This is a genomic window from Streptomyces sp. NPDC041068 (assembly GCF_040647455.1).
In the GTDB taxonomy this organism is placed as follows: domain Bacteria; phylum Actinomycetota; class Actinomycetes; order Streptomycetales; family Streptomycetaceae; genus Streptomyces.
Map to the genome: position 1 here is coordinate 424006 of NZ_JBEZCG010000002.1, position 19721 is coordinate 443726.

The following is a 19721-nucleotide window of genomic DNA, read 5'->3' on the forward strand; positions in this document are numbered from 1 at the left end:
CCTCACTTCGCTGGGCGGTGCACGAACAGGGACGCGGCGGTGATGGCCCGCACGGCCTCGGGGGACGCGCTCAGGACGGCGGCGAAGGGGAAGGGGACCTCGTGGCCGACCAGGGGGTGGGTCGCGGCGGTGCCGTCCCCGAAATGACCGTCCAGCAGGGCGAGTTGCGGCCTGGCGTAGACCTCGCTCGCGGGGCCGAGGACGACGGCGGGGCGGCGGGTGAGGATGCGGTCGCCGGGGCGGAGGCGGTCGCGGACGGCGCCTTGGATCATGTCCACCGCGCCGAACTCGCGGAAGGCGACCAGCTCTTGATGGAACCCCGGTTGCGGGTGGAGCGCGTCGAGCGCCGCGGCCAGCGCGGTCGCCAGGGGTTCGGGATCCTGGCGCGAACCGTCCGGGGCGTCCGCGCACGCCACCGTGTGTACGTTGCTGCAGAACCGCCCGGAGTCCGCGGCGATCAGCGGCAGAAGCCAGTCCGCCGCCTCCTTGGCGGGCATCCCCGCGGGGACGACCGCGCAGCCGCGCCCCGGCCCGTGCAGCGTCAGGGTCTCGGAGTCGAGGGCCGATGCCGCGAGCCCCGCGCCGCCGTACACGACCTGCCGGTCGGTCAGGCGCACCAGGCCGTGCAGGGTGCGCTGCTCGGTGGGGTAGAGGCCGATCCGGTCCGGGGGCCAGCCCGCCGTGAGCATCGAGGCCACGAGCCGGGCGGCGGACAGCGGTTCGCGGCGGCTGGGGCGCACCCACACGCCCGCGGAGCGCTCCGCCTGGTCGAGGACGGAGTCCAGGCAGGTGAAGGTGTTGCCGGGCAGCGACACCAGGGCCAGCGCGTCGTCCGGGCGGGGAGCCTTGCGGCGGGACAGGCCCTCGCGCAGCATCCCGGTCCAGCGCCGCGCCAGCGGGCGGGGCACTCCGGCGGTCTGCCACAGCGCCATGTGGAAGTCGCCCGCGCCCTGCGGTCCGAGGCCGCCGACGGTGACGGTGCCGTGTTCGAACAAGTCCAGGGCGAACAGCAGGAGTTCACGGCGGCTGCCCGGTGCGAGCGTCGTGGCGGCGAAGGGGGAGTGGCGCCCGGTGTCGTCCCACCACCGGCGGTCGGCGTGCGCGACGATCTCCGGGACCAGGGCGAGGCCGTGCCCGGACTCCCAGGGGCCCGGCAGCGCGACAGTGTCCAGCGACGTCCGCCACTCCCCCCTGCGGAACGCGGAGACCACCGCTGTCACGACAGCTCGCTGCGGAGCGCGGCGACCACCCGAATCTGCTCGGCCTCCGTGAGGGACGGATACAGCGGCAGTGCCACGTGGTGGCGGGCGAACCAGCGGCCCCGCTCGAACGCGCCCTCCTGCGCGTGCTGTTGGCGCCTCGGCGCGAAGTGGGGGTGGTCGCACAGCAGATGGTCGTAGACCTCCCCGGCCAGGGCCACGCCGTGCCGCTCCCGCAGCCGCTTCTTGAGCAGCGCGCGGTCCAGCGGCCCGTCGGGGTCGGGATAGGCGAGGTACTTGTAGTAGTTGCTGCCGGCCGCCGTGGGCACGGCGTGCGGCCGGATGCCGGGCACGTCGGCCAGCAACGCGTCGTAGCGCGCGGCGAGTTCGCGGCGCACCGCCAGGGTGCGGCCGAAGCGCTCCAGGTCCACCGTGCCGACGGCGGCGTGCAGTTCGCTCAGGCGCCAGTTGCCGCCGGGGCGGTCGTGCAGCGTGGAGCCCTGCGCGCTCTTGCCGTGGTCGCGCCAGCGCCGCACCTGCTCCAGGTCGTCCGCGAGCGCGGCGGAAACGAGCCCGCCCTCGCCGCTGACCGCGACCTTCGTGGGGAAGAAGGAGAACGCGCCGAACCGCCCGAAGCTCCCTGCCGGGCGCCCGTCGAGCGTGGCGCCGAAGGCGTGCGCGGCGTCCTCCACCACGGGGACGCCCTGCCCGCGGCAGAGCGCGAGCACCGCGTCGAGTGCGGGCGAGACGATGCCGCCGATGTGCACCGGCAGGACGGCGGCTGTGTCGGGGTGCCGGTCGAGGGCGGCGCGCAGGGCATCCGGGTCCACGCCGAGGCCGTCGAGCTCGATGTCGACGAAGCGCACGGACGCCCCGGCGCGCACCGCGGCGGCCGCCGTCGCGAAGAACGTGTTGACCGGCACGAGCACCGTGCGGCCCGCCACGCCGATGATCCGCAGCGCGATCTCCAGGGCCGCCGAACCCGAAGCGACCGCCGCGGTGTCCCTGCCGGTCCACGGGCGGGCGAGCTCCTCGAAGCGGGCCACCTGCGGGCCCTGGGTGAGGATGCCGGAGGCGAGCGCCGCGTCGACGCGGTCCAGGACGGCACGCCGCTCCAACACCTCGAAGTGGATGCGCTGGGCGGGCACTTCGGCGCCCGCTGCGTCGGGCGCGGCCAGCGTGCGGGTGAAGAAGTCCGCCGCGTGGCCCACATGGGTGCCGTGCCCCATGGGGAGTTCGTGGATCTCCGCTTCGGCGTCGGCCGCCGCGTACGCCTCGCGGACCGTCCCGGCCGCCTCCCGCGCGTCGGCCGGGTCCAGGTAGGAGTCGGCGGTGCCGTACTGGAGGTGGAGCGGGGCGGGGGCCAGCGCGCCGTACAGGTCCGGCAGGTCGGCGTACTCCAGGATGCCGGGGAGCACCGCGCCCTCGTGGCCGGTCAACAGCCTTTCGTACAGGGCTCGGTAGCTGCCGAGGTGGCTCGCCGTGCAGAGCGGGACGGTGCGGCGGTCGGTGAGCAGCGCGGTGTGCAGGGCGACCGCGGCGCCCAGGCTGTGGCCGAACAGACCGACGCGGTCGGGGTCGACGAGCGGATGCGCGGCGAGGACGTCCAGCGCGGCGAGGGCGTCGCCGGTGAGGGCGCCGAGCAGGGAGCGGCCGGTCAGCGCGAACGCGTGCGCAAGGAGCGTCCCTTCGTCCCGCCCCGCCCTGCGCCCGGCGTCCATGCCGCCGCCGATGCCGTGGTCGTAGGAGAGCGTGACGAAACCCGCCCGTGCCAGGTGCTCGGCGACGTTGCGGTCGGGGTGGTCGGGAGGCACGTCGCCGGTGAGCTGGTCCAGGCGCGCGTTCTTGCCGCCGAGGACGAGCACGGCGGGGCCCGGCGTGGTGTCCGCCGGTGCGAGGAGGGTGGCGTGGAAGGAGCCGCGTACGGAAGAGGCGAGCACCAGATGCTCGCGGTGCAGGCCGTCACGTACGGAAACGGTGGACTCGGCGGTGGTGAGCGGTGCCCGCTCGACGCGCGCCAACCGCTCGACGACGGCGCGTAGTCGGCGTGCACGGGCCGTGTGCTCCGCGGCCGCCTTGGTGTGCCGCAGGGCGGGCTCGGCGGCCAGGAGCGCGCGGAGGTGACGTAGTTGCATGCGCGCTCAGACGAAATCGCCGTGCAGGGTGCTCGGCACTTCCAAGGCGTACGCGTCCAGGGCCTCGTCGAGTTTGATCTGGCCGCGTTTGAGGAGTTCGAGGAGTTCGTTCTGCGGGCGGTAGAAGCACGACTTGCACAGATCGGTCCTGCGCGGGTTGGACGCCTCCCACTCGGCGCGCGGGCCGCCCTCCAGGACCTCGGCATAGCCCTGCTCGACGACATTGCCGATCAGATAGCGGCTGTTGAGATGCACCTGCGGGCAGGGGTAGAGATTTCCGTCGGCGCCGACCGCCGTGACGAAACGGCTGTAATGGCAGCGCTCGAAGTCGCCCTCGACGTCCTCTACCTGGTCCATGGGGCCGCGGTCCAGTTTCGGCACCGACACTTCGAAGGCTTCGGTGGAGAGCGCGGCGGCCTCGACGAGGGATGCGGAGATCTCCGGCATCACGGATTCGATGGTCTCGTGACCGAGGGCGCTGTAGAACTCGGGCTCGAAGCGCACGTAATGTGCCCCGGAATCACGGGCGATATGGGCCGCCTCCATGATTTCCCGGTAGTTCTGCAGGGTGATGACGTAGTTGAAGCCGATGCGGAAGTCCGGGTCGACGGCCCGTTCCCTGAGCCTGCCGACCGATCCGATGAATTTCGAGAACGTCTGCTCGCGGTCCCGCGTGATGTCGTCGAAGGTCGCCTCGGTGCCCGCGTTCAGGCCGATGCGGACCCAGGTGTGCGTCTCGGCCACGCAGTCGGCGACCTTGGGGCGGCCCAGGCGCGAGCCGTTGGTGATCAGGCCGATGCGCAGCCCCGCCTCGTGCCCGGCGCGGCAGATCTCCGTGTACCCGGGGTGGATGGTGCACTCGCCGCTGCCGCAGAAGGTCACGGCGCGCCCGTCGTTCGCGGCGAACTCGCGCAGCAGCGTGACCGCCTTGTCGGTGGAGATGGAGTCCTTGAACGAAAACAGGTCGTAGAACTGCTCTTCGTTCGGTGAGTGGAAGTTGCAGAAATTGCACCGCATGTTGCAGGCACCCATGATGCCGATCCGCATATGGACCGGCTTGATCTCCTCGTCCGCCACGAAGCGCCGCAGTAATTCTCCGTGGGCGAGGACCTTCTGGGGCGAGTGCGCCTGGTCGAGACTGACGTCGGGCAGTCCTTCTCGATTCTGGGGGGCTGCCATTTTGATGTCGCCGGAACCGGATGTGCTGTTCACGAACCCCCCACGCATGATCGATGTGCGGTGACGTTGTTCGAGGCGGTCCTTGGGACCCTAGGGAGCCGCACAAAGGCTGTCAATGGGTCTAGACAACACGGGAGTTGGTGGCGGAATCCGCGCCGCCGGTCTGTCCGAAGATCCGTCCGGCGTGGTAATCGAGCGCCTCCCGGACATCGTCCAGACAGCGGCGTCCGTGTACGACGTCCATGCCGAGTCCGGTGGCTCCGGACACCAGCAGATCGGCCTCGTGCCGCGGGTCGAGGCCCGTCACGGCCCCGCCGCCCGCCGCGATGAGGTCGGCGACGGGCCGCTCCAGCGGCTGTTCGTCGTGGAGGAAGACGGCCGAGAGCTCGGGGTCGGTGAGGCTGCGTGCGTAGTAGGCGGCGAACACCCTGAGCGCGGCGGCCCGTTGGCCGTCAAGAGGGAGAAACTCGTCGAGTACGGCACGCAGGAGGGCGCGGGGGTCGGTGAGGTCGGCCGGGATGCGGGAGCGCGCGCTGCGGTCGTTGTCCTCGTGCAGCAGACGCAGGGCGGAGACGAGCAGCTGGTGCTTGCTGTCGAAGTGGTACTGCACGACGCGCAGCGAGACCCCCGCCTCGGCCGCGATCTCGCGCATGCTGGCCGCCTCCAGGCCCCGCTCGGCGGCGATGCGCCAGACCGCCTCGGCGATCAGGCGGCGCCTGCGGGCCCTGGTGTCCGTGGTACAGCGTCCGCCCCGGTACGGCGCCCGCTCCGGTACAGCGGCCGCCCACACCCCATCGCCGTGCACTGTGGTGGCCGCGACCATGGGAGGAGGCCGCCCCGGCTCCTTAGCGTTCCTGGCATGACGAGCGAACACGACCTCACCGGCCGCACCGTCCTGGTGACCGGCGGCGGCAGCGGCATCGGGCGGGCCTGCGCCGAGGCGTTCGCCGCCGCGGGCGCCCTGGTCCATGTCGTCGACATCGACGCGGAGTCGGCGAAGGCCGTGGCCGGCGCGACCGGCGGCGTGCCGCACGCCGTGGACCTCACCGACGGCGGCGCGATCCCCGCGCTGCCCACCGCCGTCGACATCCTGGTCAACAGCGCGGGCACCCAACACGTCGCCCCCATCGAGGAGTTCGAGCCCGCGCGCTTCGAGTTGATCCAGCGCCTGATGGTCACCGCGCCCTTCCTGCTCCTGCGCCACACCCTGCCGCACATGTACCGGCAGGGCTGGGGGCGCGTCGTGAACATCTCCAGCGTGCACGGGCTGCGCGCCAGCCCCTACAAATCCGCGTACGTCGCCGCCAAGCACGGCCTGGAGGGGCTCAGCAAGGTCGCCGCCCTCGAAGGCGCCGCGCACGGCGTGACCAGCAACTGCGTCAACCCCGGCTATGTGCGCACGCCGTTGGTCGAGGGGCAGATCGCCGATCAGGCCGCCGTGCACGGCATCGCCCCCGAGGACGTCGTCACGGATGTCCTCCTCGACCGCTCCGCCATCAAGCGGCTCATCGAACCGGCCGAGGTCGCCGCCCTCGCGCTCTGGCTCTGCGGACCGCACACCGCACACCTCACCGGCGCCTCGCTGCCCCTCGACGGCGGCTGGGGAGCGAGCTGAGCACCCCGGGCCGCCCGAGGAAAACCCTGGGTTCGTCCCCCGTGCGCAGTGGTTGAACGACGGAACCACCGGCTCATCGAGCCCCGGTGCGTGCGGTTCCGTCCCGCCCGTACCGTCCGGCCCGCCCACCCCGGCCGCCCACCCCGGCCCCCGTCGCCAGACCCCAGGGTTTTCACGGTCGCCCCCACCCCTGTAGGGGGCCAAGGTGGAGCCACGGTCGCGGAGCCGCGGCGGACCTGGAAACACCGATACGGGGGAGAAGGAAGCCGGTGACCGGACGTACTACGGGGGTGTACGCCTGGACGGGCCGCCCGGGACCGGGGGAGCGACCGTCACGAGGGCGGGGGACGGGGGTGCCCGGGGAAGGCACCCCCGCTCGGGTGCGCGACGTCTCCGGGATCGGGCGCACTCCCCTGCTCACCGTGCGGCTGCGGGTGGCCGGGCGGTGGCGTGAAGTGGGCCTGAAACTGGAGCAGTTCAACCCCGGCGGTTCGGTCAAGGACCGGACCGCCTACGCCCTGGTCGAGGACATGGAGGACCGCGGACTGCTCGGCCCGGGTCACACCGTGGTCGAGTCCACGTCGGGGAACCTCGGCGCGGCCCTCGCCTATGTGTGCCGCAGCCGCGGCTATCCGTTCGTCGCCGTCGTCGACCCCAGGACCAGCCGCCGCAACCTCGACGGCATGACCGACCTGTCGGCCCTCGTGGAACGCGTCGACCGCCCGGACGCGCACGGCGGCTACCTCCAGACCAGGCTCGACCGCGTCCGTGACCTGCTCGCGTCCGACGCGTCCCTGGTCTGGCCCGACCAGTACCGCAACCCGGCCAACCCGCGGGTCCACCGCGAGCAGACCGGGCCCGAGATCCTGCGCCACGGGGACGGCATGCCGGACGCGGTGTTCGTGGCCGTCTCCACCGGGGGCACCCTCGCCGGTGTCTCCCAGTACCTGCGCATGGTCGCCCCCGAGTGCCGCGTCGTCGCGGTGGACGTCCGCGGCTCCGTGGCGCTCGGCGGCCCGCCGGGACGCCGCGTGCTGACCGGCATCGGCGCGGGCAGGCCCTCCGCGTTCGCCCGCCCCGCCGACTGCGACGAGGTGCGGCACGTGCCGGACGCCGAGGCCGTCGCTGCCTGCCACCGGCTGCGCGCGGCGACCGGCGTGGGCGTCGGCGGTTCCTCCGGCGCGGTGCTCGCCGCGGCGGCCCGGCATCTCGCCGAACACCCGGACACCGGACGCGTCGTCTGCCTCTGCGCGGACGGCGCCGACCGCTACGAGGACACCGTGTACAGCACGGCCTGGCTGCGCGACCAAGGACTCACGGACACCGCGGCCGAGCGCCCCGCCTTCGACGCGGCGCTCCTCGCCTGACAGGGAGCCACTACGTACGACAGAAGACCATCGCGCACGACGAAGACCATCGCGCACGACAAAGACCATCGCGCACGACAAAGAACACCGTCGCGTACGACAAAGACCGCTCACCGCAAGAACCGCTGAAGACAAGCAACGGGCACCACACGCATTGCGCACCACAACGGGGGACCAGATCACCATGCCCGCTCACGGCACCATCACGCGCCATCCCGACACGCTCACCTATCTCTGCGGCGAGGAGGTCCGCCAGGCCTGCGCCGAGATCGACCCGCTGGCCTGCATGCACGAGACGCTCGTCGCGCACGCCGAGGGAAGGACGATCCTGCCGCCCGAGGCCTACCTCGGCTGGGAGCCGCCCGGTGGCGGCGAGGCCCGCAGCATCAACATGCCCGGCCTCGTGAACGGCGGCCTCACCGCCGCGGGGACGAAGATCATCAACGCCAACCCGGGCAACGTCGAGCACGGCCTGCCGCGCGCCAGCGGCCTGACCGTGCTCTTCGACCCGCGGACCGCGCGCCCGCTGTGCGTCATGGAGGGCGCGCACATCAGCGCCCTGCGCACCGCCGCCGTGTCCGTGCTCGCCGTCCGCCGCCTCGTGCGGCCCGGCGCGCGCACCGCCGCGCTCTACGGCGCGGGCGTCATCGCCCGCGAGCACGCCCTGATGCTCGCACGCCGCCTGCCGGGCCTGGAACAGATCGCGGTGTACGACGCCGTGCCGGGCCGCGTCGCCGAGTTCGAACGGGACAACGGAGCCGCCCTCGCCGGGTACGGCGTGAAGATCACTGCGGCTGACGACGCGCGGAGCGCCGCGCGGGACGCCGACGTGGTGATCGCCTGCACCAGCACCCGGCGCGGCTACATCGAGCGCTCGTGGCTGGCCCCCGGCACCCTCGCGGTGAACGTCTCGCTCGACGACCTCACCGAGGAAGTCCTGCTCGGCGCCGACAAGTTGTACGTCGACGACTGGGGCCTCATCCGCGACGACCCGCACCGCCTGCTCGGCAGGCTCCTGCGCGAAGGGCGCGTACGCGAGGAGGGCGCCGCCACCATCGGCGAGCTGCTCTCGGGCGCGCGCCCCGGTCGGGAGTCCGAGGACGAGCTGATCGTCGTCAACCCCTTCGGCCTCGCCGTCGAGGACATCGCGCTGGCCCACCGGGTGTTCCGGATCGCCCGCCACCGGGGCCTGGGGACCGCGCTGAAGCGCTGACGCCGCCCGCGTCTGAAGTGCTGACGCCGCCCGTGTTCCCACGGACCCGCATCCCGTACGCCATGGACAAGGCACCACGGAGAAGACTGTGAAACGACTGCTGTTCGTCGCGGGCCGGAGCGGCCCGTCCCTGGACTACGCCCTGCCTCTGCTCGCCGCCACCGCGTCCGTGCACGCGGTGATCCTCTCGCCCGTCGACGCCTTCGCCCACGGTCAGCTCGACCGGTACTGCGTCGATGTCACCGACCGCGGCGACGACCCCGACCCGGTCGCCGCGCTCACCGAACACGCCGAACTGATCGGCGCGCACGGCCTGTTGACGTTCTCCGAGTACGCCGTGCGGCCGGTCGCCGAGGCCTGTCTGCGGCTCGGCCTGCCCGGCCCCGGCGTCAACGCCGTCCGCGCGCGTGACAAGTGGCTGATGCGGCTGCGCTGGCAGCGCGCGGGCGTGCCCGTGCCGCGCTTCCGCCGGGTCGGCAGCCTCGGCGACCTGCAGCGCGCCAAGGACCGGCTCGCCGCGCCCTTCCTGCTCAAGCGCGCCGACGGCGCGGGCTCGATCGGCCACGTCGTCGTCGACGGGGACACCGACATCGCCGCAGTCTGGCACCGGTCCCTGGAGGTCGACCGGGCCGCGTGCCGCGACGGGTTCGGCGACTACGCGCAGGGCGAGCACGCGCCCTCGTTCGTCGCCGAGGAGCTCATCGCCTCCACCACCGCTTCCTGGTACGACGCCGAGGGCGAAGGGACGCGCGGCTACGGCGACTACGTGAGCGTCGAGGGGATGGTCGCGGGCGGGGTCTACCACCCCGTCTGCGTCACCGGCCGGCTGCCCACCGTCGCCCCCTTCACCGAGCTGAGCAACCAGGCGCCGTGCGTCCTGCCCGAACGGCTGCAGCGCGTCGTCGAGGAGCACGCGCGCCGCGCCGTCGACGCGCTCGGCCTGGACACCTGCGCGACGCACACCGAGCTCAAGCTGATGGCGGGCGAACGCGTCAGCCTCCTGGAGACGGCCGCCCGGGTCGGCGGCGCGATGGTCACCCGCGAGGTGGCGGAGGTCTTCGGCGTCGACCTGATCACCCTCCAGGCGCGCGAGGCGCTCGGCGAGCCCCAGAAGTACCCCGAGCGGATGCTGGTGACGGCGCACGGCAGGGCCGCGGCGTCGCTCGCGCTCATCGCCACCGACTCCCGCGGCACTCCGTGGAGGACGCTGCCGCGCTTCGACTGGCGTACGTTCGGCTGGAGTTCGCTGGTGTCGCCCGGCACCACGGTGGAGGTCGCCGAGGGCAGCACCGTGCCCGACGGGGCGGCGATGCCCCGCTACGACGCCGCGTCCGCCGCGCTGAGCATCGGCGGCATCGCGTACGTCACCGCCAAGGACGCGGCCACCCTCAAGGACGACACCTACCGCATCCTCGACGGCCTGGAGGCCGGTCTCGTCGCCGCCGAGGAAGGGCGGCGGGAGCAGACCCGGTCGGGAGCCCGGCCGATGGCGCTCGCGCCGTCCCCGCCCGCCGCTGACGCCGAGGAGCTTCCCGCTGACGCCGAGGAGCTTCCCGCGTACGCCGAGGAGCTCCCCGAGGCGGCCGAGGTGGCGGAGCTCTTCCGCGCCGCCGAACTGAACGGGCCGCTCGACGACCCCGACCGCATGCGCCGGATGCTGGAGACCTCCCAGTGCATCCTCACCGCTCGCGTGGCCGGACAACTGGTCGGCCTCATCCGGGTGTTGACCGACCTGTCGTTCAACGCCTTCGTCGCCGACCTGGCCGTCCACCCCGACCGGCAGCGCCGCGGCATCGGCACCGAGCTGCTGCGCCGGGCCACCCAGCCGCACCCGGGCGTCAAGTTCGTCGTGCACCCCGGCAACCACTCCGGCGACTTCTACCGCAAGCAGGGGTTCGAGTCCGCGCCCGAGTGCGTGGCCCTGCCCCGGCGCGAGACGCCGGTCGAGGAGGACTGATGAAGCCCGTCGACGGAACGGTCCTGGTGGTCGGCAGCGGCACCCAGGAGTACCGCGAGTACCTGTTGCGCTCGGCCGCGCTCCGCGCCGACCTCTGGCTCCTGGACGCGGCGGCCCCCACCTGGCAGTCGCCGCACCTCTCCGGATCGACCGAGGCCGAACCGAGCGACGCCAACTCCCTGATCAGAGCGGCCCGTTCGGTCGCCGCGAGCAGGAAGGTGCGGGGCGTCCTCTGCTACGACGAGGCGCTGATCCTGCCCGCGGCCCAGGTCGCCGAGGCCCTCGACCTGCCCGGCCCCTCCGTGACCGCCGTGCGCAACTGCCGCGACAAGCACCGCACCCGCGCCCTGCTGCGCGACGCGGGACTGCCGCAGCCGCGCTACGCCCTGGTCGCCGACCTCGCGGAGGCGGCGGCCGCCGCCGAGTGGATCGGCTACCCCGTCGTGCTCAAACCCCGTGGCCTGGGCGCCAGTCGGGGCGTGTCCCTCGTCCGCTCGGCGGCCGACCTGACGGGTCTGTTCGCCGACGCGCGGGCGGCCCACTACCCGGGCGTTCCGACCTACCGCGCGGGCATCCTCGTCGAGGAGTACCTGGACGGGCCCGAGATCAGCGTCGACGGCGCCGTCCACGACGGCCGCTACACGCCGATGTTCCTCGCCCGCAAGGAGATCGGCCTCTCCCCGTACTTCGAGGAGACCGGCCACATGGTGAGCGCGGGCGACCCGCTCCTGGCCGACCAGGCCCTGCGCTGGGTGCTCGCGGAGACCCATCGCGCGCTCGGCTTCGCCGACGGCATCACCCACACCGAACTCCGCCTGACCGCACGGGGGTTCGTGGTCATCGAGGTGAACGGCAGGCTCGGCGGGGACCTCATCCCCTACCTCGGCTCGCTCGCCACCGGCGTCGACCCCGGCCTGGTGGCCGTGGACGTCGCCATGCGCACCCCGCCCGACCTCACGCAGGACCGGGCGCGCACCACCGGCATCCGGTTCCTCTACCCGCCGGAGCACTGCCGCGTGGAGGACGTCACCGTGCCCGAGGCCGACGCGGCGAAGGGGCTGCTGCGCTCCGTCGCCCTCGCCGGGCCCGGTGACGAGCTCCGGCTGCCGCCGCTGGACTACCTCCAGCGCTACGCGTACGTCCTGTGCGAGGCAGGCACGCCCGCTGCCTGCGCCGCCCGGCTGGACGCGGCGACGGCCGAAGTGCGCCTGGAGCGACGGCCGTTGGACCTCGCCCTCGGTGAACGGGCCGCGACATGACCGCCACCGACCCCACCGCAGGGAAGCCCGGAGCCACTCAGAAGCCCGGAGCCGCCGAGCAGGAGGTCACCGATCCCGGCATCCGCGCCTCCCTGCGCGCGCTGCCGGGACCCGCGCGGCTGCTCCTCGCCGGTGTGGCCCTGAACCGCATGGGCTCCTACGTCCAGGTCTTCGTGGTCCTGTACGTCATGTCCCTCGGCCACACGGCGGCCCAGGCAGGCCTCGTCCTCACCGGCTACGGCGCGGGCTCCGTACTCGGCACCCTGCTCGGCGGCACCCTCGCCGAACGGGTCGGCAACCGCCTCGCCATCGCCGGATCGGTGCTCGTCACCGGGCTGCTCACCGCGGCCCTGCCCGCGGTGCCCGGCTATCCGGCGCTGCTCCTGACCGTCACCGCGATCGGCGTCGCCTCCCAGGTCTACCGGCCCGCCGCGTCCGCGCTGCTCGCCGAACTCCTTCCGCCGCGCCGCCTGGTGGTCGCCTCCGCGGCGTTCCGCCTCGCGCTGAACGCCGGCGCGGCGCTCGGCCCGCTCGTCGGCGCGGCCCTGCTCACCGGCTCGTACACGCTGATGTTCGAGGTCAACGCGGCGGTCTCCGTGCTCTTCGGGCTCCTGGCGCTCGCGGTGCTGCCCGACGGCAGGCCCGCGCCCGCCGCATCCGGCCAACGCGCCCGTGCCCGCTACGCCGACGTGCTGCGCGACCGGCGGTTCGCGCTCGTGGTCCTCGCCCTGTTCCTGATCGCCCTCGTCGAGTCGCAGTACCTGTCCGCGCTCCCGCTCTCCTTGCGCGAACAGGGCGTACCGACGGCCGTGTACACCGCGCTCGTCGCGCTCAACGGCCTTCTCGTCATCGTCGGCGAACTGCCGCTGACCCGCTATGTGCAGCACTGGCCCATGCGCGTCTCCATCGCGGGCGGCATCGCCCTGATCGGCGTCGGCATCGGTCTGTACGGGGCGCGGGGCGGGGCCGCGCTGCTCGTCGTCGCCACCGTCGTGTGGACGCTGGGCGAGATGGTCGCGGCGCCCTCGACCCTCGCCTACCCGGCGCTCACCGCTCCCGAGGGTGCCCGCGGCCGTTACATCGCCGCGCTCTCCGCGGGCCAGAGCGTCGGCTACGCCGCGGGCCCCGCCCTCGGCGCGCTCCTGTTCCAGGGGATCGGCGCCGCCGTCTGGCCCGTCTTCGCGGCCGTCGGCCTGCTCGCCGCCGCGGCGGCCCGCTCCGGGGTGCGCCAGCCGAAGGCGCTGGCTCCCGCACCCGCCACGACCGGACACATGTGATCCGTCAACTGCCCGAGATCCGAGAAGAGATGACGAACAACGCCACACCGGACTGGTACGAGCGGTCGGGGGTGCGCAGCGGTCCGCACCGGACCGTGAGCGGCCCCCTGGACCCCGCCACCCGGTTCTTCCCGCACCACCTCGTCCCGTACTGGGACCATCCGTTGGTCCGCGCGCTGCCCGACCGGCGGCGCCACGAACTCCTCGCCCGGCACCTCTACCATTACCTGACGTTCACCGCGCACTTCGAGACGCGCGTGGTCAACCGCGCCACCGAGCGCATCGCGGACGGCCGCACGGGCCTCGCCCTGCCCGCGTCGGTGCGCCTGGACGCGTACCGCATCTACTGCGACGAGGGCTACCACGCCCTGTTCAGCCTGGAGGTCGTCGAGCAGATCGCCGAGGCGACCGGCATCCCGCCGCTGCCCTACGCCTTCGACCCGTTCCTGAGCCAGCTCGACGGCATCGGCGCCGAACTCCTCGCGGGGGAGCCGGTGTTGGCACAGCTCCTCCAGGTCGTCGTCTTCGAGACGCTCGTCACCTCGGTCCTGAGCGAAGTGCCCAAGGACCGCGCGGTGCTGCCCGTGGTCCGGGAGATCGTCCGCGACCACGCCCGGGACGAGGGGCACCACCACGTGTACTTCTCCCGCTTCTTCGAACGGCTGTGGAGCGACCTGTCGACACCGCTCAAACGGCGCGCGGCGCGGTGCCTGCCCGAGCTGATCGTCTCCAGCCTCACGCCGGACCTGCGGCCCGTGGGCGCCGCGCTGACCGTGGCGGGACTCGACCAGGACGCCGTGCGGGAGGTCATCGCCGACAGCTACCGCACTCCGCGGAGCAAGGCGGCGCTGCGCTCCACCGCACGCCACGGCGTCCGCCTGTTCCGGGACACCGGAGTCCTCGAACTGCCGGGCGCGACCGAGGCGTTCGCCGCCGCGGGCCTGCTCGCCGACGTACCCGACGTACCCGACCTGCCGGAAGCACCGGAAGCACCCGTGCCGTCCCTGGAGGACACCCCATGACCACCGCGACCACCACCGTCCCCCGTGGCGCCCCGCCCCGCGCCCCCGAGACCGGCCTGTTCTCGCTGGCCGACCTGTCCGCCGAGAGGGTCACCCGCCTCGCGGAGCGCTCCGTGGAGCTGTACCGCGACCGCGCCGCGCACGCCGCCCCGCTGGCCGGCGCCACGGTCGGCGTCCTGTTCACCAAGCCGTCGACCCGCACCCGGACCGCCTTCACCGTCGCGGCAGTCCGCCTCGGCGGCACGCCCGTCACCTACGGCCCCGGCGACCTGCAGCTGTCGACCGGCGAGGCCGTCGCGGACACCGGGCGGGTCTTCGGCAGCATGCTGGACGGCCTCGTCGCGCGCACCGCGGGCCCCCTGGACGAGCTGCGGCAGCTCTCCCGTTACGGGCGCCTCCCGGTGGTCAACGCCATGGCCACGGAGGAACACCCCTCCCAAGGCCTGTGCGACCTGGCCACCTTGATGCTCTGCCTCGGCGATCTGCGCGGGCTGCGGCTGTTGTACGTGGGGGAGGGCAACAACACCGCGGCGGCCCTCGCGCTCGCCCTGTCCGGCGTACCCGGCTGCGAGGTCACCTTCGCCTGCCCGCCCGGCTACGGCCTGCCCGAGGACCTCCTGACGGCCGCGCGGAAGCGGGCCGCTCAGGCGGGGGCGACGATCTCCCTGCGGGACTCGGCCAAGGCCCTGCCGACCGGCGTCGACGTCGTCTACACCACGCGCTGGCAGACCACGGGCACCAGCAAGGGCGACGCGGCGTGGCGCGAGCGGTTCCGGCCCTTCCACGTCGACGAGGAGTTCATGACGCGCAGGCCGGGCGCGCTGTTCCTGCACGACCTGCCCGCGCACCGGGGCGACGAGGTCTCCGGCGCGGTCCTCGAAGGGCCGAGGTCCGTGGCGTGGACGCAGGCGTCGATGAAGCTCAGCGGCGCGATGGCGGTCCTGGAGTGGGCCATCGACGGTCGGACGGGGCAGGCGGGCCGGACGGGCCGGAAAGGTCGGACAGGTCAGACGGGGGACGCCTCCGAGGCCTGAGCGAGCAGCCGCACCAGCTGCGCCCTGCGGTGCACCCCGTCGAGCTTGCGGTAGATGTTGCTCAGGTGGAACTCGACGGTCTTGACGCTGAGGAAAAGCCGCTCCGCCACCTCGTGGTTGGTCAGGCCCCGCCCGACCACCAGGGCGACCTGCAGCTCCTGCGGGGTCAGCCGCTCCAACGGGGCTCGCTCCGGGCGCACTTCGGTGCCGCCCGCGGCGTGCAGCTCGGCGGCCACCCGCGCCGCCCACCCGGACGCGCCGAGCCGCTCGAACGTGGCGAGGGCCCGCTCCAGGAGCCGCCGGGCCTCGCTGCGCCTGCCCTGCCTGCGCAGCTGCTCGCCCCACGCGAACTCGGTGCGCGCCCGTTCGAAGGGCACCGGACGCTCGGAAAGGAGCGCGAGGGAACGCCTCATGTGCCCCTCGGCGTCGTCCGGTTCGAGCAGCCCGCGGCAGCGCGCCGCCGCGCCCGCGGTGACGGGACGGTGCCCGCGGCCCCCCTCGTACTCCAGGACGGCGAGGACCTCGCGCGCCTCCGCGGTCATGTGCAGGTGGACGTACGCGTCCGCCAGGTCGGCGGCCCAGGTGAGGTAGAGACCGTCGCCCCGGCCGTGACTCCGGGAGAAGGCCCGCACGTCCTCCAGATGGCGCACCGCCTCCTCGAAGCGGCCGAGGCCCAGCTCCAGGAGGCCGAGCGCGCCGCTCGCCCGTGCCGCGTCCATCGGCAGCTCGGTGGAGGCAGCCCACTCCATCGCCTGCGCCGCGTGCCGTCGGCAGTCGTCCTCGCGGTTGAGGGCGGCCTCGGTCCTGGCAAGGGCCGCGAGCCCGCGCGGCACCTCGATGAGGCGGCCCGTGGCCTCGGCGAGCCGCACCGCCTCGTCGGCATGGGCGAGCGACGGCGTCCAGCGGCCCCGCCAGAACTCCACGACCGACAGCGTGCACAGCAGGTGCGAGAGCAGCCCCACCGCACTGGAGCCGCGCGCGGTGTACGCGGCGCGGTCCAACAGGCCGTGCGCCTCGTCGAGTTCCTCGGCCGCCAGGTGGCACAGGCCACCCACACCGGAGAGCGGGTAGGGGAAGGCGGGGTCGGGCGAGGCGAGGGGCTCGGCCAGCTCGCGCAGCAGGGCACGGCCCGCCTCCGCGTCCCCGCCGAGCAGCAGCACCAGGGTGCGCAGCAGACGCACGGGCAGCAGCGTCTCGTGCGCGGAGTCGGCCAGTTCCATGGCCGCGGCCGAGCTGCCGCGCGCCGCCGTGAGGTCGCCGACCGCCAGTTCGGTGAGGGCGATGCCGCCCAGCATGACGGCGGCGAGCGCCGGGTCGACCTTCTCGGCCTCGTCGACCGCCGACTTGAGCAGTTCACGCGAGCGCAGGGGCTGGCCGCGCTGCACGTCGAGGTAGCAGCGCAGCTGGCGGATGTCGAGCTGGGTGCCGAGCTGCTCGGCGTGTTCCAGGGCGCGGTCCAGGATCGCCGCCGCCTCGTTCAGCGACCCGGCGGCCTGGGAGGCCCGGGCCGCGCACAGCAGCCGCTCCGCCTTGCGCTGCCCCTCCGGCGTGAACCGCGCCGCCCGCTCGTACAGCCGTGAGGCCAGAGGGTAGGCGAGGGTCTCCGGGGCTCCGGCGGCGGCGTTCTCCAGGAGCGAGGCGACGTGCTCGTCGGGCTCCGCGCCCGAGGCGGCCAGATGCCAGGCGTACTGCTCCAGGGCGGGGGCGGTGGCTCCCTGCAGGGAGCGGGCGATGGCGTGGTGGGCCCGCCGCCTGCGCACGGGCGTCGCGCCGTGGTAGACCGCCGAGCGGACCAGCGGGTGCCGGAAGGCGTACCCGTCCTGCTCCTCGACGACCAGGCCCGCGGCCTCGGCGGTCTCCAGCGATTCGTAGCTGAGCCCGTGCGCCCGCAGCGCCGCCTCGGTGCCTGCCAGCGGCCGCGTGCCGAGCACCGCGAGCAGCAGCATCGCGTCCTGTGCCTCGGAGGGCAGCTTGGCCACCGCGCTGCCGAAGGTGTGGGCCAGCATCTCGCCGATGGGCAGGGGCGCTCCGGAGTCGGCCTCCGCGTCGCCCGCGCCGCTGCCGGCGAGGAGCGCGGGCAGCTCGATCAGGGCCAGGGGGTTGCCGCGCGCCTCGGTGAGCAGCCGGGCGGTCTCCTGCTCGGTCAGTTCGGCGGTGCCCTCCTCGGCGACGAGGCGCTGCGCGGACTCGGGGTCGAGGCCGACGAGGGTGAGCGTGTCGATGGCGGCGAGCCTGGTCGCGGCCTCCTCCAGTTCGTCGCGCGTGGTGAACAGGACGACGACACCCTCGCGGCCCAGCCTGCGGGTGGCGAAGGCGAGCGCGTCCAGCGAGTACGGGTCGAGCCACTGCGCGTCGTCGACGGTGACGAGGACCGGACCTTCCTCGGCGAGCGCGCCGAGCAGGCTGAGCGTGCCCGCGGCCACCGCGAAGCGGTCCTGGGCCACGGCTGGTCCGAGCGCCAACGCGCCGGTGAGCGCGGCGGCTTGGCGCTCGGGGATGCGGTCGAGGAAGTGCAGCACGGGCCGCAGCAGATCGGCGAGGCCCACATAGGGCAGGTCCGACTCGACCTCGACGCCGCGCGTGCCGAGCCGCAGCAGGTCGTCGGCCTGTCCGGCGACGTAACTCACCAGGCTGGTCTTGCCGATCCCGGCTTCCCCGCGAATGAGCAGGGCGCCGCTCTCGCCCCCGCGTGCCTTGTCGATGAGGGCGAGAAGACGAGCACATTCCGCGGAACGCCCCAGGAGCATGCGTTCAGCGTACCGGCGGTACACGACTTCGGAGAGGCGTGGAGGCGGACGTTTCTTTTCTTCTCGGGGCGTGCCTCTGTCAACCGAAGGCACCCCTCGCTACCCTCCGCGCATGATTCCCACGGTGGTCTGGGGCACCGGCAATGTCGGCCGTGCGGCCGTCCGCGCCGTCGAGGCCCATCCCGCGCTCTCGCTCGCTTCCGTACTCGTCCGCAGCAAGGCCAAGGTCGGCCGTGACGCCGGTGAACTCGCGGGGCTCGAAAGGCAGTTGGGGGTCACGGCGACCGATGACGTCGACGCGGTCCTCGCCGCGCGCCCGCGCGCCGTGGTGTACGCGGCCTCCGGCGACCTGCGCCCCGACGAGGCCCTCGCCGACGTCGTCAGGGCGGTGCGGGCCGGTGCGGTCGTCGTCACGCCCGCGCTCTATCCGCTCTACGACCAGCGCGGCGCGCCACCGGAGTTCAGGGACCCGGTGCTCGCGGCCGTCGCGGAGGGCGGGGGCTCGCTGTTCGTCTCCGGGGTCGACCCGGGCTGGGGCAACGACGTGCTGCCGCTGCTGATCAGCGGCCTCGGCTCCACCGTCGACGCGATCCGCTGCCAGGAGATCTTCGACTACTCCACGTACGACCAGGAGGACGCGGTCCGCGACCTGATCGGCATGGGACACCCGATGGAGTACGAGCCGCTGATGCTCGCGCCCTCGGTGCCGACGATGGTGTGGGGCGGGCAGATACGCCTGATGGCGCGGGCGCTCGGCGTCGAACTCGACGGGATGCGCGAGACGTTGGAGCGGCACGCCCTGGACACGGGGGTGCGCACGCGGACGATGGGGGAGTTCGCCGCGGGCACCCAGGGTGCGGTGCGCTTCGAGGTGCAGGGCATCGTCGGCGGCGAACCCCGCATCGTCATCGAGCACATCACCCGCATCCACCCCTCCTGCGCACCCCACTGGCCCACCCCGCCCGGCGACGGCGACGGCGCCCATCGCGTGATCGTCGAGGGCCGCCCGCGCATCGAGGTCACGGTCGAGGCCACCGACGAGGGCGAGAACCGCTCCGCGGGCGGCAACGCCACCGCGGCGGGCCGCCTGGTGAACGCGGTCGACTGGCTCGTGGACGCCGAACCCGGCCTGTACGACGCGCTCGACGTCCCGCTGCGCCCGGCGGCGGGCCGACTCGGAAGGAAGTGACCCATGGGTTCAGCGCTGCGCATCGACATCCCCGAGGGGCAGGACCCGATCCCCTACGTGTGGGGCGACATGGTCCCGGAGATCGGGGCGGCCGCGTCGAACTTCTCGCTCGCGGTGTACGCCCACACGACGCTCGGCCTGCGCGAGTTCGAGGCGGCCCGGCTGCGCGTGGCGCAGATCAACGGCTGCGCGTTCTGCCTGGACTGGCGCACCGAGCGGGACGGGCACAAGGTCGAGGAGGGGTTCGCCGACGCGGTGACCCAGTGGCGCACCACCGACGCCTTCGACGACCGCACGAGGCTGGCCGCGGAGTACGCCGAGCGGTACGCCCTGGATCACCTGGGCCTGGACGAGGAGTTCTGGGCGCGGATGACCGCGCACTACAGCCAGGCCGAGATCGTGGAGCTGAGCATGAGCATCGGGTCCTGGCTCGCGTTCGGCCGGCTCAACCACGTGCTGGGCCTCGACACGGTGTGCGCACTGCCCAAGCCCTGATGCCGCGATCCCTCAATCCTTGGTGCGGCAAGG

General features: G+C 73.4%; 15 protein-coding genes. 10 read left to right on the top strand and 5 right to left on the bottom strand.

The features are described from left to right. Nucleotides 1-2 precede the first annotated feature (2 nt). From AB0B50_RS05765 to AB0B50_RS05780, 4 genes are all read right to left on the bottom strand, one after another. Nucleotides 3-1220, bottom strand: a complete 1218-nt coding sequence (locus tag AB0B50_RS05765) for a hypothetical protein (RefSeq protein WP_362326123.1) — start codon at nt 1218-1220, stop codon at nt 3-5. Next, nucleotides 1217-3334: a DegT/DnrJ/EryC1/StrS family aminotransferase gene (locus AB0B50_RS05770; RefSeq protein ID WP_362326126.1), complete on the bottom strand. Its 2118-nt coding sequence runs from the start codon at nt 3332-3334 to the stop codon at nt 1217-1219. Before AB0B50_RS05770 ends, AB0B50_RS05765 begins: the two co-directional genes overlap by 4 nt. A gap of 6 nt (nt 3335-3340) precedes the next feature. Beyond that, on the bottom strand, nt 3341-4546 hold the full coding sequence (locus AB0B50_RS05775) for a radical SAM protein (protein ID WP_362326129.1): 1206 nt from the start codon (nt 4544-4546) through the stop codon (nt 3341-3343). Nucleotides 4547-4634: 88 nt separating this feature from the next. Further along, the gene (locus tag AB0B50_RS05780; RefSeq protein ID WP_362326132.1) at nt 4635-5336 is read right to left on the bottom strand and encodes a TetR/AcrR family transcriptional regulator; all 702 of its coding nucleotides are present in this window, start codon (nt 5334-5336) and stop codon (nt 4635-4637) included. Nucleotides 5337-5372: 36 nt separating this feature from the next. On the opposite strand from AB0B50_RS05780, the gene AB0B50_RS05785 reads away from it, so the two are divergent. The 8 genes from AB0B50_RS05785 to AB0B50_RS05820 all read left to right on the top strand — a co-directional run bounded on the left by AB0B50_RS05785 (nt 5373) and on the right by AB0B50_RS05820 (nt 15257). Beyond that, nucleotides 5373-6128, top strand: coding sequence for a 3-hydroxybutyrate dehydrogenase (locus AB0B50_RS05785; protein ID WP_362326135.1), 756 nt, complete (start codon nt 5373-5375; stop codon nt 6126-6128). Nucleotides 6129-6508: 380 nt separating this feature from the next. Further along, complete coding sequence (locus tag AB0B50_RS05790) at nt 6509-7495, top strand: pyridoxal-phosphate dependent enzyme (protein ID WP_362326138.1); 987 nt, start codon at nt 6509-6511, stop codon at nt 7493-7495. Between the two features lie 184 nt (nt 7496-7679). Continuing rightward, entirely contained in the window at nt 7680-8708 is a 1029-nt protein-coding gene (locus AB0B50_RS05795) for an ornithine cyclodeaminase family protein (RefSeq protein WP_362326141.1), read from the top strand. A gap of 88 nt (nt 8709-8796) precedes the next feature. Next, the gene (locus AB0B50_RS05800) at nt 8797-10665 is read left to right on the top strand and encodes a GNAT family N-acetyltransferase (protein ID WP_362326144.1); all 1869 of its coding nucleotides are present in this window, start codon (nt 8797-8799) and stop codon (nt 10663-10665) included. Further along, nucleotides 10665-11924 (top strand): ATP-grasp domain-containing protein, encoded by a 1260-nt coding sequence (locus AB0B50_RS05805; protein ID WP_362326147.1) that lies wholly within the window; start codon nt 10665-10667, stop codon nt 11922-11924. The genes AB0B50_RS05800 and AB0B50_RS05805 overlap by 1 nt, the downstream gene beginning before the upstream one ends. After that, nucleotides 11921-13201, top strand: a complete 1281-nt coding sequence (locus tag AB0B50_RS05810; RefSeq protein WP_362326150.1) for an MFS transporter — start codon at nt 11921-11923, stop codon at nt 13199-13201. The genes AB0B50_RS05805 and AB0B50_RS05810 overlap by 4 nt, the downstream gene beginning before the upstream one ends. A gap of 29 nt (nt 13202-13230) precedes the next feature. Then, a complete protein-coding gene (locus AB0B50_RS05815) occupies nt 13231-14223 on the top strand; it encodes a diiron oxygenase (RefSeq protein ID WP_362326152.1) in 993 nt (330 codons plus the stop codon). Next, nucleotides 14220-15257: an ornithine carbamoyltransferase gene (locus AB0B50_RS05820; RefSeq protein WP_362326155.1), complete on the top strand. Its 1038-nt coding sequence runs from the start codon at nt 14220-14222 to the stop codon at nt 15255-15257. The genes AB0B50_RS05815 and AB0B50_RS05820 overlap by 4 nt, the downstream gene beginning before the upstream one ends. Here AB0B50_RS05820 and AB0B50_RS05825 read toward each other — a convergent pair. Beyond that, on the bottom strand, nt 15230-18004 hold the full coding sequence (locus AB0B50_RS05825; RefSeq protein ID WP_362326158.1) for an AAA family ATPase: 2775 nt from the start codon (nt 18002-18004) through the stop codon (nt 15230-15232). The two genes, AB0B50_RS05820 and AB0B50_RS05825, sit on opposite strands and share 28 nt — an antisense overlap. A gap of 112 nt (nt 18005-18116) precedes the next feature. Here AB0B50_RS05825 and AB0B50_RS05830 point away from each other — a divergent pair, with 112 nt between their 5' ends. Further along, a complete protein-coding gene (locus AB0B50_RS05830; protein WP_362326161.1) occupies nt 18117-19193 on the top strand; it encodes a dihydrodipicolinate reductase in 1077 nt (358 codons plus the stop codon). A gap of 15 nt (nt 19194-19208) precedes the next feature. After that, the gene (locus tag AB0B50_RS05835) at nt 19209-19688 is read left to right on the top strand and encodes a carboxymuconolactone decarboxylase family protein (RefSeq protein ID WP_362326853.1); all 480 of its coding nucleotides are present in this window, start codon (nt 19209-19211) and stop codon (nt 19686-19688) included. Nucleotides 19689-19721: the final 33 nt, after the last annotated feature.